We start from the raw sequence: 13,708 nt of genomic DNA on the forward strand, positions 1-13,708 counted from the left end.
ACGGAATGCCCGCTGTTGCTGTTGCTGTTGCTGTTGCCGTCGATTCGGCGGGTGCAGGGCGCAGCCCTGCCGACAACCCCTTACCGCACTGGCACGTCGTAGGCGGTACCGAGGTCCGGCTCGGGCTGCAGCGTGTAGTGCCACCACTCCTGCGCATAGTTGGCGAAACCACGCCGTGCCATCGCCTGTACCAACTGCTGGCGGTTGGCCTTCTGCGCGTCAGTCAGGCCGGGCGTCTGCGTATGCGCGCGCGGGCCGAAGAAATCGAAGTCGGTGCCCATGTCCATCGGCGTACAGCGCCCGCTGCGGCAATCCAGCAGGCCCAGATCCACGGTGGCACCACGGCTGTGGCCGGAGCGCTCGGCGATGTAGCCGTCGCTCAGCAGCTGCGGCTTGTCCAGATCCGGATACTGCATCGCCTTGCGCGACTGTTCCTGCGGATCACGTACCCAGGCCATGAACGCCTGCACCGCGCGCACCGGGCGATAGCAATCGTAGAGACGCAAGCCAAAACCCTGCGCGCGCAGGTCAGCTTCCACAGCGGCCAACGCCTTTGCCACCGGCGCCAGCAGATAACACGCGGGCGCTTCATAGCCGGGCACGCGCGCAGCAGTGAAATTGTTGGCACCGGCGTAGCGGATGTCCATCTCGATGCGCGGCGACAACGTGCGGATCTCCACCAGTCCCGCCGCAGTGACGTCGGTGGCGGGCGAGATGCGCGGCGGCTCAGCGGCGTGGGCCGCCGCTGCCAGGGCAATCGCCAGTACGAGTGAAATGCAGGTCCTGGAAGTCATAGCTGAAGTCGATCTCCGGATCGATGGCGCGCAGTTCCAGCGTCGGCGTGTCTGCGCCGGGATTCAGCCACGCCTGCGCCGAGGGTTCCAGCGTATCCCACTGCAACAGCCAGCGACCCTGCAGCTGCTGCACCGTTGCCTGCAGCGTGGGCGATTTGTCGACGCTGAAGCGCAGGCCATTGCTGGTGGGGCATAGCGAGGCGGGGCCAAGCCAGGGATCGCGGTAACGCCCCTGCCATTGCACCAGATCAGTGGCTGCAGCCGGTCGGGCAGCCCGGGTAGAGGGTGCACGACTTCCCGTGGCGGCACGCGCGGCCTGATCGGCCTTCAGCTCGGCCAGGTAGTACCCCACAGGTTGCGCGTCATCCGGCGCGGTGAACTGTTTCAGCGTCGACTGCATCAACGCGGTGCGGGCTTCTTCGGCCTCGCCGTTGAACAGCATCACCACACCGACCTTGCGATCCGGCAGCAGCGCCAGCGAGGAATACATGCCCGACAGCGTACCGGTGTGCGCGACTTTCCAGTGCCCGTCCATGTCCGACACCCGCCAGCCCAGCCCATAGCCATAGAAGCGGGCGTTGTCCCACTTGCGTTGGCGTTCGCCCAACGGCATCGGCATGTGCAGCGTCCACAGCATGCCGCGTTGCTCGGCACTCAACCACGCCGGTGCCAGCGCCGGGTCCAGCAGCACCTGCATCCAGCGCGTCATGTCGCGCAGCGAACAGCGGATGCCACCGGCCGCCATCGACGTCAGATCGGGGCTGAGCGTTCCATCGGCACCGGCCACCACATTGCGGCCATCGCGACGCACATGCGGTTGGGCGACATTGCCGACCTGCTTCACCGACCATGCGCCCACCTGGCAACGGGTCATCCCCAACGGTCCAAACACCCGCTCGCGCATCAGCTGGTCATAGGGCTTGCCACCGGCGGCCGCAGCCACCTCACCGGCAACGACGTACATCAGGTTGTCGTAGGCGTAGCCGCTGCGGAAACTGGTGACCGGCTTCAGGTGTGCCAGCCCGGCGATGACATCGCTGCGGGTGAAGGCATTGGGCTCAGGCCACAGCATCAGGTCACCGGCGCCCAGGCCGAGACCGCTGTTGTGAATCAGCAGATCGCGCACCTGCAGGTGTTCGCCCACCCAAGGGTCATGCATGCGGAACGCCGGGAGGTGGCGGCGTACCGGGTCGTCCCAACGCAGCTTGCCCTGCTCCACCAGCGTGGCCAGCAGCGCAGCGGTCATCGCCTTGCTGTTGGAGGCGATCTTGAACAGCGTGTCTTCGTCGATGCGGCCGCCGTCACCGCGCCCCCCTTCGGTGTGGCGATAGACCACCTGGCCATCCTCGACCACCGCCATCGCCAGTCCCGGCAGGTGCTCGTGCCGGTCCACGAAGGCGATGTCGGCGTCCAGGCGTGCGGTGTCCACCGCCCCTGCATGGGCAGTGGGGCTGGCCAGTGCTGCAGCCAGTAGCAACAGACGATGCAAGTCAGTCTCCGTCAGGCAGCGCGCAGGCAGGTACGGCGTTCATCACGCCACGCCGCCCCGCAGGGCGGCGCGCAGATGCATCCTCAATAATTCCAGGTCACCGTCAACTGCGCATAGCGCGGCGACTGGAATCCCGTGCCATAACCATACATCGGGTTCGGCGTGCCGATGCTGTCCTGCGGTTCGTAGTCCTGGTCCACGGTGACCACGCGCTGCTGGTTGAGCACGTTGTACACCGCCAGCTTCAGGCGCAGGTCAGTGGGGATCGGCACCTTGTAGGAAACGCTGACGTCCAGATCGTAAGTCCACGGGGTACGGCCATCGCCACCGCGCCGCGAATGCACGAACACGCGTTCGGAGGGCACCGTCGACTGGCAGTTGGACACACACACGTAATAGCTGTGGAAGTCGGTGTCGTCGAAGGGATTACCCGCACCGAAGCGGGTGATCGGACTGCCCGACTGCACGCCCAGGGTGGCGGCCACGCTGAGGTTCTCGGTCAACGCGTAGCTGCCGCGGAACTTGAACTGATGGCGGCGGTCATTGGCCAGATAGCCATAACCGCGGTAGTTCACCCATGGGTTGTCGAAATTCTCGGTGCGGCCAGCGTCGGCGAAGTCGGTATCGGAGTTGACCGGGCCTTCGGCATTGCCCCTGCCGTAAGCCAGCGTATAGGAGGCATTGAAGCCCCACTTGCCATCCCACGCGCGATCGACCTGCAGTTCCAGCGCCTTGTAGTCACGCTTGGGCTTCACCCAGCCGCGTTGGCCCACGTAATTGCCGTCGTCGTCATACAGCGCCCAGCCTTCCTTGGAGGTGTCGATGTCGATCCAGCCATCGTTGCTGCCATCGCAATTGGTGTCCCCCCAGACTGTGTTCGTGCGCCCGGGGTTTCCCATGATCCAGACGCCGTCGATCGCACCACACTGGCCGGTGGCGGTGATGTTCATGTCATCGATGGCGTTGCTCAGGCGCCGGTAGGTGACGCTTGCGGCAACCGACCACGATTCACTCAGCATGTGCTGGAAGCCTAGAATCGCCTCATCCTGGTAGACCGGATCCATGTCCCGGTTCACTTCGGCGCGCAGGTCCGGGACGCTGCCATCGCCTTGCGAATTGTCGACCGGACCGATCTGGCCGCCCAGGTTCGGCACGTTGTTGGCGGCGCCGGTGTAGCCCAGGAACTCATACCAGGTGCGCTCATCGAGGAAGCCACCGGCCTGCTTGATGTTGATGACGTTGGCCACCGGCAGGTAGTAACGACCCAGGTTGCCGAACACCTTGGTGGTGCCATCACCACGCACGTCCCAGGCGAAGCCCAGGCGCGGCGCGATCATGTTGTCGATCTTGATGTAGCTGTCGCCGTCGCCGCCCTTGTTGTCGAACCCTTCCACGCGCGCGCCGATGTTGAGCAGGAAGTTCGGGGTGACCTGCCAGTTGTCTTCCAGGTAGTAGGCTGAGTTGATGGTCTCGAACGACCCGGCCACTTCGTAGCGGCGGGTACGCGCGACCAGGCCGCTGGCGGGCACGGTGCCGCCGTTGAGTGAACTGCCCGGCGTGCGGTAGTAGATGTCGTAGCGCAGGCCACCGGGACCGGGATAGGCGCGCTCGTAGTCGGAGGTGTTTTCTTCGCGGTCCAGGCCAAAGCGCAGCAGATGGTTGCCGGTGGACCATTCAAAGTCGGCGCGCGCGGCCTTGCGCGTATCCAGCGCCGACTCCAGCTGCGAGCTGCTGGTGCAGCTGCGGTCACCCTGCAGGTTGGAAGGCACGCCCTGGCTGGCAGTGCGGTTGTCGAACACGCGGTTGCAGTTCTCGTCCATCAACGAGCTCTGCGTGCGGTTGCGCTTGTTCTCGCCATACATCAGCTTCATGGTCAGATCGTTGTTGACCTGCCAGCTGTAGGTGCCCGACCAGTTCCTGCCGCCCACCGTGTTGTAGATCTGGTTGTTGCGCTCGGCTGCGACAGTGCCGGTGTCATGGTCGTAGCGATAGACGTCGGTGACGGTATCGCTCTTGTCGGAGAATCCGAACAGCGACAGCATCTGGTTGTCGGTGATCTGCCAATCCAGCTTGCCGCCCCAGAACGGATCATCGGCGGTACCCCGGTTGAACACGGTACCGGCATCATTGGTCGAATTGGGCGTGTAGTCGCGCGCTTCGTACATGCCGAAGAAGAACAGCCGGTCCTGCACCAGCGCACCGGAGGCGAACACATTCAGCGCACTGCGCGAGTAGTCGTCACGGCTGGCGGTGATGTAACGGCTGCCGTCGCCGTCATAGCGGTCGCGCGCCTGCGACTGCCAGGCACGCGGCTCGAACACCAGTTCGGCACCGGCCTTGAAGTCGTTGCTGCCCGAGCGGGTGACGGCGTTGATGACGCCGCCAGTGCTGCGACCGAACTCCACCGAGTAGCCGCCGGTCTTCACCTGGAACTCCTGGTAGAACGAGAACGGCACCGACGAGAACCCGACCCGGTTGTAGAAATCGGTGACGTTCAGGCCGTTGATGTAGACGGTGTTCTCCGCCACCGACGAACCACCGAAGGAGATGCCCTGTCCACCCAGCGAGCCCTTGCCCTTCACCGCGCCAGGCGCCAGCAGCGCCACCGCGGTGATGTCACGGTCCACCGGCAGCCGCGACAGTTCCTCGCGGGTGATGTTGGTGGCCGACTCGGTGGACTTCACGTCCACCATCGACACCACCTGCGGCGCGCGCACTTCCACGGTGCCCAGCGTGCTGACCGCTCCCAGCGGCACGTTCACCGTGGTTGCGCTGCCCAGGCTGACCGTGACCTGGCCGACGCGGCTGGCAGCACCGCCTGGCAGGCTTACCTCCATGTCATAGGTGCCGACCGGCAGCAACGGGATGCGATAGCTGCCCTTGCTGTCGGCCTGTACCGAACGCACGAATCCGGTGGCGGGATTGCGGACCGTGACCGTGGCGCCGGCAGGCACCTGCCCCGCATCGCTGGTCAGGCGACCGACGACCGCGCCGTCCTGCGCGAATGCGCTGGGTGCCAGCGTTGCCAGACACGTACCGAGGGCGACGCACAAGGCCGCCCGCTTGATGTTGTAAGCCTTCATCCCCTGCTCTCTCCTGCAAGAATTGAATGGTGGTGAGGGTGGTGTATCGCGCTAGCGTTGCCCGGCTGGCAGTACCCGCCACTGGAAGTCGTAGCTCCATTGGTCGAAGTACAGGTTTCCGCCTGCCCACTCGGCCTCGCCGCGCTGCGAGTCGACCGTTTCAGAGCGGTAGTGCTGTTTGGCCGGCACGAAGGCCTGGCCGAAATCGTCGTTGAAAGCGATGCGGTAGCCATCGAGGCCACCCAGGTAGAAATCACGCAGCGCGGGCGTGTCGCTGGCCAGGGCACCGGTGGTTACATCCATCGGCAGCCAGCCATACGGCGCCAGGTAGACCTGGCCCCAGTCGTGCAGGTTGTTGTAGCCGCTGCCATCGTCGGAAAACACCATGCCCGACTGCCAGCGCGCGGGAATGCCGTTCATGCGCAGCAGGGCGATCAGCAGCAGGGTCTGCTGCCCGCAATCGGCGTGCCCGGCGCGTAGCGCGTAGTCGCTGATATTGCTGATCGTCGAGTACTCACGCGCACCGGCCCACGGAATGCGGTCAACCGCCGCAAACAGCTTGCGTACCACTTCATACGGGCGTGTCTCGCCCTGCAGCACCTGGTCGGAGAACAGCTTCAACGCCGGGGTGAAGCGCACGTGCGGCAGCTGCTCGGCCAGATCGGGCGTCAATGCAGGATCATTCGGCGTGGCCTGCACCTTCTTCGCATCGATTGCCGTGTGGCGCGCGAAGATCGTCAGCGCATAGCGGATTTCAAAGCGCGTCGGCTGGCCAGCGACGGCCTTGGCTTGCAGATAGGCGGTGCGCTGCTGGGTGTTCGCTGGCGCGATGCGCGCCTTGCCCGGCGCACTGGCAATCCACTGCACGCGCTCCTGCTGGCCGGGAATCTCGCGCGGGTACGGAATCCATGCGCGCACGGTTTCGCCGGCCGGTACGGTGTCGGCCTTGACCGTCAACGACTGGGTGAATTCGATGCGCTGCGGCAACACGTAAGCGTTGCCGCTCTGTTCGGCGGCAGCAACCACGCGCGCGTGATGCGCATTGAGCACTTCATTTGGGCCGGGCGGTGGCATGGGTGCATCGGCTCGACGACGCGCACGCGCCTCGTCGCTGAGCAGGAACAGGTTGGAGGGCGCACGCTTGAAGTACCAGCGCGTGCCGTCGATATCGTAGTGCTCGATCAGCCCTTGCTGGTCCCAGCGCGCGAACTCCTCGTCGGTCAGGTCGGGAATCCAGCGGCGAACGGCGGCTTTGGCTGCGGCTTCGTCGAGGCTGAAATCCAGTTTGATGCGACGCATGCGCTCGTACTGGAAGTCGGCTGGCGCGGGCACGCCGTCTGCGGCGAACGTCGCATCGACATCCCTGAAACGACCGCTGTCGACCAGATCGATCAACTGCGTTTCCCGTTCACGATCGACGGCACTGCGCTGATCCGCAGCCGATGCCGACCACGCCCACAGCAGCAGCGCGGCACCAAGGCCGGCAGCGGCAGGCAGAGACGGTTTGCGAACGGCAGGATCCACAGCGACACTTCCCAAGCGCGGGTGGTAACGGCTGTGTAACACGGGCCGGCGGACCGGTCAATAATTTATTCTTGCTTTCGTCGCCAAAAGGAATAAATATTCCAACAGGCATTCGAGGAGGGTGTGCAGCGCATGATCCTGGCTTCCCGCGAACCGCGTCGGCACTGGCCGCGCAGGTTGACCCTGGCGCTGGCGCTGGGCCTGCTGGCCACACCCGCATTCACCCAGGCGGCCACGCCTGCACCCGATCCCGGCGCGCCGCTGCCGTACGTGATCGGCCTGCATGAGGCCTACCTCACCCCGGACTACTGGGCCGCACGGCTGGACAACGCCGACGCACCGATCCTGGACCGCGCGCAGATCACTGCGCAGAACGCGCGGATGCGCACCCAGGACAACCACATCCAGGACATCGCCACGCTGCCCGCACAGCTCAGCGCCGCGCAGGTCCGCGACAGCATCGGCGCACTATCAAGCTGGCCCAAGCGCTCGCTGTATGACGAGAAGGGCCAGGCCATCGCCCCCGGCCTGCGGGCTGCAATCGAAGCCAACCTCGGCCTCGACGTGGTTCCTTCGCAGGTGGGACCGTCGTACGGGTTGGTGGTGAAGCGTGCCGCGCTGCGCACCTTCCCCACCCGCCAGCGTGTTTTCAGCACAGTCGGCGACACCGATATCGACCGCTTCCAGGAGTCGGCGCTGTTCCCCGGCGACAAGGTTGCCGTGGTCCATCGCAGTGCTGATGGCCGCTGGCTGTTCGTGCACAGCGAGCGCTACAGCGCCTGGATCGAAGCCGATGCCGTGGCCAGTGGTGACAAAGCCACGGTGCTCGGCTACGGCGCGAAGGGCCCGTACCGCATCGTCACCGGTGCCATCGCGCACACCGCCTACACACCGGAAGCGCCGCGTGTATCGCGCCTGCAGCTGGACATGGGCGTGCGCCTGCCGGTGTTGGCCGACTGGCCCGCCGCCGAACCGGTGAACGGGCAACAGGCACATGCCTCGTGGGTAGTGCAGCTGCCGGTGCGCGAGGCCGATGGCCGCCTGCGCCTGGTGCCGGCGCTGCTGCCGCGCTCGCAGGACACCGCCGCCGACTACCTGCCGCTGACTCCGCGCCTGCTGCTGCAGCAATCGTTCAAGTTCCTCGGCGAGCGCTACGGCTGGGGCCACGACTACGACACCCGCGACTGCAGCGGATTCGTGTCGGAGATCTATCGCAGCTTCGGCGTACTGCTGCCGCGCAATACCAGCGCACAGGCGATCAGCCCCGCGCTGGACCGCCTGCCGTTCACCAGCAAGGACAGTAAGGCCGTGCGCGACCGCGCCGTCACCGATCTGCAGGTGGGCGATCTGGTCTACATCCCCGGCCACGTGATGATGGCCATCGGCCACGTCGACGGCCGCACCTGGGTGATCCACGATACTGCGGGCGGCAGCTGGTTCGGTGCCGACGGCAAGCGTGTGCAGGCCCACCTCAATGGCGTATCGGTCACGCCGCTGGAGCCGATGATGGCCAGCGACAGCGTCCGCTACATCGACCGCATCACCAACATCCAACGCCTGCGTGCCAAGAATCCCTGAATGAAGATCACTGCCATCGAACTGGGCATGCTGCGCGTGCCGCTGAAAACACCGTTCAAGACCGCGCTGCGCACCGTGGAGACCGTGGAAGACGTGGTGGTGCTGATCCGCACCGACACCGGTCACACCGGCTACGGCGAGGCACCGGCCACCGCGGTGATCACCGGTGACACGCACGGCTCGATCATCGAAGCGATCCGCCACTTCATCGCCCCGCGCCTGATCGGCCAGGAGGTGGTCAACCTCAACCGCCTGTGCACGCTGGTGCAGACCGCGATGGAGCGCAACACCAGCGCCAAGGCAGCGGTGGAAATCGCGCTCTACGATCTGTGGGCGCAGCTGCATGGCGCACCGCTGTACCAGATGCTGGGTGGCGGCGACCCGGTGATCACCACCGACATCACCATCAGCGTGGACTACATCGACAAGATGGTGGCCGATTCGCTGTCGGCGATCGAACGCGGTTTCGAGTCGCTGAAGATCAAGGTCGGCAAGGACATCGGCGTAGACATCGAGCGGGTCAAGGCGATCCATGCCGCCGTTGAAGGCCGTGCACTGCTGCGCCTGGACGCCAACCAGGGCTGGACCGCCAAGCAGGCCGTGCATGCGATGCGTACGCTGGAGGAAGCCGGCGTGGTGCTGGAGCTGCTGGAGCAGCCGGTCAAGGCCGCTGACATCACTGGCCTGAAGTACGTGACCGACCGCGTCAACACGCCGGTAATGGCCGACGAGAGCGTGTTCAGCCCCAGCCAGGTGATGGACCTGATCCAGCAGCGCGCCGCCGACATCATCAACATCAAGCTGATGAAGACCGGTGGCCTGTCCAACGCGATCCGCATCGCCGACATCGCCGGCATCTACGGCGTGCCGTGCATGATCGGCTGCATGATCGAGTCGAGCATCAGCGTGGCGGCGGCAGTGCATCTGGCGGTAGCCAAGAGCGATGTGATCACCAAGGTCGACCTCGATGGCCCATCGCTGGGACAGTTCGATCCGGTCAGCGGCGGCGTGCGCTTCAACGAGTCGGAAATCAGCATCAGCGATGTGCCGGGATTGGGTATCACCGAAGTACGGGGGCTGGAGATGCTCGGTTGATTGTTGACACAACGATCGCCGCCACCAGTAGATCCACGCCATGCGTGGATGCCTTCGCTCTTGCTTTTGCCCCATCCCGTATCTCCTTCGCGGCTGGCACGCGCGCGATCTGTCCGGAGGCGGGCGGGTGGGGTTTGCAGGGGTGTCCGCGCCATGGGCGCGGCCAAGCCTACACGGACGTACTTGCGGCGTCCCCTGCAAACCCCACCCGCCCGACCCAACCCATGACAAGCTCTACGCGACCAACCGCAACGCGCCTACACATGCCCGGACGCCCCGCATGCCGCCCCTGCTGAAAATCCGCACCGAGCGCGGGCAGATGTCGGCCATCGAACGCCGCATCGCCGACTTCATCCTCGACAACGCGCACCTGCTGCGCGATTACTCCTCGCAGCAGCTGGCCAGTGCGCTGGGCATCAGCCAGTCCAGCGTGGTCAAGTTCAGCCAGAAGCTCGGCTTCAAGGGCTACCCGGACCTGAAGTATTCCATCGGCGAAGACGTCGCCCGCGCCGGTGCCGACCCGCAGCAGGCGCCGGCCGCGCCGGACATCAGCGATGACTACCTGCGCCTGGGCGATGCCCTGCGCCGCAGCAAGGCGCAGGCCGAGGAAGAAACCCGCCAGGCCAACCCGCGCGAGGAGATCGAACGCATCGTGCAGCTGCTCGACGGCGCGCCGAAGCTGTTCGTCCACGGCCTCGGTGACGACGGCCTGTACGCCCGTGAATTCGCCATGCGGCTGTCGCTGCTCGGCCTGCTGGTAGTGCCCCATACCGATCCGATCCTGATGCTGGCCAACCTGTCCGCCGCGCGCCAGGGCGATGTGCTGTTGATGTTCTCCGAGTTCGGCAACCTGCCACAGCTGTCGCAGCTCTCGCGCCAGTTCCAGGACATGGGCGGCAAGGTGGTGTCGATCACCCGCCACACCGCCAATCCGCTGCGCGCGCATGCCGATGCTGCGCTGGTGGTGTGCGCGTACGACCGCGCGCCGCAGGTGGCGCAGCTGCTGTACCGTAGCGCCATGCACGCCCTGCTCGATTTCCTGTTCGTGCTGCTCTGCCACGCCAATCCGGATCGCCAGCAGCAGCTGGCGCTGAACCTGGAACGGATCGATCACCTGCTGGATTCCTGACCGGAGCGCCCGATGAACCTGCTGCTGGCCCGCCTTGCATCCGCCGCGCTGCTGCTCGCTGCCGTCACTGTCCATGCCGCCCCGCTGGATGAGGCACGCCAATTGATCGTCGTCACCAGCGATAACTGGGACAGCACGCAGGGACAGCTGCAGGCCTTCGTGCGCGACGGCAAGCACTGGCGCAAGCACGGCCAGGCGTTCCCGGTGGCCTTGGGTCGCACCGGCAGTGCCTGGGGCCTGGGCCTGCATCCTGTCCAGGCCGATGGCCCACAGAAACAGGAAGGCGATGGCCGCAGTCCGGCCGGTGTGTTCGCGCTGGGCAGCGCGTTCGGTTATGCCGTCACTCGGCCCGGAACGGCGATGACCTACCAGCCGATGTTCGAGAGCAGCTACTGCATGGACGTACCGGTGTCGCCGTTCTACAACCGCATCGTCGATGCCAGGAAGGTCGGCAGTACCGCCATAACCGGCTCCACCGAACCGATGCGGCTGGACCTGCACAACAAGGGCGACGTGCGTTACCAGGAAGGCTTCGTGATCGCGCACAACCCGGACAATCAGCCCGGCAAGGGCAGCTGCATCTTCGCCCATCTGTGGCGCCAGCCCGGCGAGGCCACCGCCGGCTGCACCGCGATGCCGCAGGCGCGCATGAAGGCGTTGCTGGACTGGCTGCGCCCGCAGGACACGCCGCGTTTCGTGCTGTTGCCACGCGCCGAATACCAGCGCCTGCAGGCGCAGTGGAAACTGCCCGCGCTTGAAGGAGCCGCACGTTGAGCACCGTCGAAGAACCACAACTGCAACGCGCGGTCAGCCGCTGGCAGATCGTCGGCCTGTCGATCAACGATGTGGTCGGCAGCGGCATCTACCTGCTACCGGCCGCCACGGTCGCCCTGCTCGGGCCCTTCAGCCTGTGGGGCGTGGTCGCTGCCGGCATCGTCGTCGCCCTGCTGGTGCTGTGCTATGCGCAGGCGGCCAGCTATTTCGATGAACCCGGTGGCAGCTACCTGTACGCGCGCGAAGCCTTCGGTCGCTTTGCCGGCTTCGAGATCGGCTGGATGATCTGGCTGACCCGTATCAGCTCCGCCGCAGCGCTCAGCAATGCGCTGGCTGACGCCGTGGCGCGGTTCTGGCCATGGGCAGGCGCCGGCATGGGCCGCATCGCGATCATCGTGGTCTCGCTCGCTTTCCTGACCGGGGTGAACATCATCGGCGTGCGTTCGGCCGCCCGTACCGGCATCGTGCTGGTGATCGGCAAGATGCTGCCGCTGCTGCTGTTCGTGGCCATTGGCGCGTTCTACATCGATCCGCACCTGGCGTTTTCTGGCCAGCGCCCGGACCCGCACGACCTGCAGCGCATGGGCGAGGCGGCGCTGTTGCTGCTGTATGCCTACGCCGGGTTCGAGAACATCCCGGCCGCGGCCGGCGAGTACCGCAACCCACGCCGCGACATCCCGTTCGCGCTGATTACCATGATCGTCACCGTCACCGTGATCTATGCGGCGGTGCAGATCGTGGCACAAGGCACGCTGCCCGGCCTGGCCAGCTCGGCCACGCCGCTGGCCGATGCCGCCTCCAGCTTCGGCGGCGAGGCGCTGGCGCTGATCCTCACCGTGGGCGCGACCATCTCCATCCTCGGCACCAACAGCAACACGATGATGATGGGCCCGCGCTTCCTGTTCGCCCTGGCCCGCGATGGCTACGGCCCGAAGGTGTTGGCGCAGGTGCACCCGCGCTTCCGTACCCCGGCTGCAGCAATCTTCTGCCAGGGCCTGATCGCGCTCGGCCTGGCGCTGTCCGGGTCGTTCGTGCAACTGGCGCTGTTGTCCATGACCACGCGCCTGTTCGCTTACATCGGTACTGCGGCAGCGGTGCTGGTATTGGCCAAGCGCTATGCGGACCGTCCCGGTGCGTTGAAGCTGCCCGGTGGCCCGTTGATTCCGGTGCTGGCCCTGCTGCTGTGTGTGGCCCTGTTCGCCAGTGCCAGCTGGCAGAACATCGCTGCTGCCTTGGTCGCCTTTGCGGTCGGTGCCGTCATTTACAAACTGCCGCGCAAGGACGCCGCCGTGGATTGACCTGGCGGTCACACTGCCAGCCCGGCGCGTTAACCGGCAGATGGGCAGGATCAGGCTTCGTCCACCACGGAGCCCCCTGCCCATGAGCACTGATTACCAGATCCCCGGCCGCGTGCCGGAAGATGGAACCCCGCGCCAGGCTGTTTCGGACTACTGGCGCGATCGCTATACCAGCGAGCCGTATTACGACAACCAGCTGTTCTTCGATGATTACGAACCGGCCTACCAGATCGGCCACACCGCGCGCGCGCAGGACATGATCCGCGCGTACGAGGAGGTGGAAGGCGAGCTGGAAACGCGGTGGGCAAACGAACGCGGCAAGAGCCGGCTGGAATGGGCGCAGGCGCGCAGCGCCGTGCGTCGTGGCTGGGAAGAAGCGGTCAATCTGGACCCGCGCCGGGATCGCAGCGCGTAACAGTGTCCTGTAGAGCCGAGCACATGCTCGGCTCTACCTCCGCCGGTCAGTCCTGTTCTGGCAGCGGCGGAATCGACGAAGCGCGCTTGGGCTCACCCGCGTTGGCGGCAATCAGGTCGCGGGTGTTCTTCTGCACCGCCACCGCGCCAAACAGCGACAGCGCGAAGGCCATGCCATAGAAGCCCTTTTCGCTCAGCACCAGGGTGGCGTTCCACAGACCGACCAGCAGCAGCAACAGCGCCGACAGCAGTGCGAACCAGCACAGCGCGTAGTACAGGCCGCTCACCGGGATGCTCTCGACGCGGTCGCGCACACTCTTCTGCAGCGATACCGCCGCGAACAGGCCGAACAACAGCAGGGTCAGGTAATAGCCCTTTTCGTTCAGCGGCATTTCGGCATTGAACAGGCCTACCAGGTAAGCCACCGCGCCCAGCAGCAGGGCCACCCACGAGGCGGCGATGAAGGCGGGCGAGGGTCGATGGATGAGGGGTGCGTTCATTGCAGGTCCTTGGCAGACAGGCGGGCAATG

The 13,708-nt window shown here is 65.6% G+C and carries 11 protein-coding genes; 6 read left to right on the forward strand and 5 right to left on the reverse strand.

The window, feature by feature from the left end:
• Nucleotides 1-80: 80 nt before the first annotated feature.
• The 4 genes from AC1DKR_RS18670 to AC1DKR_RS18685 form a co-directional block, all read right to left on the reverse strand.
• Nucleotides 81-794, reverse strand: coding sequence for a M15 family metallopeptidase (locus AC1DKR_RS18670; RefSeq protein ID WP_442244699.1), 714 nt, complete (start codon nt 792-794; stop codon nt 81-83).
• Nucleotides 727-2,283 (reverse strand): serine hydrolase domain-containing protein, encoded by a 1,557-nt coding sequence (locus tag AC1DKR_RS18675; RefSeq protein WP_478034396.1) that lies wholly within the window; start codon nt 2,281-2,283, stop codon nt 727-729. The genes AC1DKR_RS18670 and AC1DKR_RS18675 overlap by 68 nt, the downstream gene beginning before the upstream one ends.
• A gap of 83 nt (nt 2,284-2,366) precedes the next feature.
• The gene (locus tag AC1DKR_RS18680) at nt 2,367-5,366 is read right to left on the reverse strand and encodes a TonB-dependent receptor (RefSeq protein WP_478034398.1); all 3,000 of its coding nucleotides are present in this window, start codon (nt 5,364-5,366) and stop codon (nt 2,367-2,369) included.
• Between the two features lie 51 nt (nt 5,367-5,417).
• Entirely contained in the window at nt 5,418-6,890 is a 1,473-nt protein-coding gene (locus AC1DKR_RS18685) for a transglutaminase-like domain-containing protein (RefSeq protein ID WP_478034401.1), read from the reverse strand.
• Between the two features lie 132 nt (nt 6,891-7,022).
• Here AC1DKR_RS18685 and AC1DKR_RS18690 point away from each other — a divergent pair, with 132 nt between their 5' ends.
• The 6 genes from AC1DKR_RS18690 (at nt 7,023) to AC1DKR_RS18715 (ending at nt 13,179) form a co-directional block, all read left to right on the forward strand.
• The gene (locus tag AC1DKR_RS18690) at nt 7,023-8,468 is read left to right on the forward strand and encodes a C40 family peptidase (RefSeq protein ID WP_478034404.1); all 1,446 of its coding nucleotides are present in this window, start codon (nt 7,023-7,025) and stop codon (nt 8,466-8,468) included.
• Nucleotides 8,469-9,563, forward strand: coding sequence for a dipeptide epimerase (locus AC1DKR_RS18695; RefSeq protein ID WP_230113326.1), 1,095 nt, complete (start codon nt 8,469-8,471; stop codon nt 9,561-9,563). It abuts the gene before it with no gap.
• Nucleotides 9,564-9,843: 280 nt separating this feature from the next.
• Complete coding sequence (locus AC1DKR_RS18700; protein WP_230112545.1) at nt 9,844-10,692, forward strand: MurR/RpiR family transcriptional regulator; 849 nt, start codon at nt 9,844-9,846, stop codon at nt 10,690-10,692.
• 12 nt (nt 10,693-10,704) lie between these two features.
• Nucleotides 10,705-11,466 carry a L,D-transpeptidase family protein gene (locus AC1DKR_RS18705; protein ID WP_478034407.1) on the forward strand — a complete coding sequence of 254 codons (762 nt, stop codon included), beginning with the start codon at nt 10,705-10,707 and terminating at the stop codon, nt 11,464-11,466.
• A complete protein-coding gene (locus AC1DKR_RS18710; protein ID WP_478034409.1) occupies nt 11,463-12,764 on the forward strand; it encodes an APC family permease in 1,302 nt (433 codons plus the stop codon). Before AC1DKR_RS18705 ends, AC1DKR_RS18710 begins: the two co-directional genes overlap by 4 nt.
• An 82-nt stretch (nt 12,765-12,846) precedes the next feature.
• Nucleotides 12,847-13,179 carry a hypothetical protein gene (locus tag AC1DKR_RS18715; protein WP_478034411.1) on the forward strand — a complete coding sequence of 111 codons (333 nt, stop codon included), beginning with the start codon at nt 12,847-12,849 and terminating at the stop codon, nt 13,177-13,179.
• A 46-nt stretch (nt 13,180-13,225) separates the two neighbouring features.
• On the opposite strand, the gene yiaA is transcribed toward AC1DKR_RS18715, so the two are convergent.
• Entirely contained in the window at nt 13,226-13,678 is a 453-nt protein-coding gene (gene yiaA / locus AC1DKR_RS18720; protein WP_478034413.1) for an inner membrane protein YiaA, read from the reverse strand.
• Nucleotides 13,679-13,708 lie beyond the last annotated feature (30 nt).

It is taken from the genome of Stenotrophomonas sp. 01N47 (assembly GCF_056399165.1).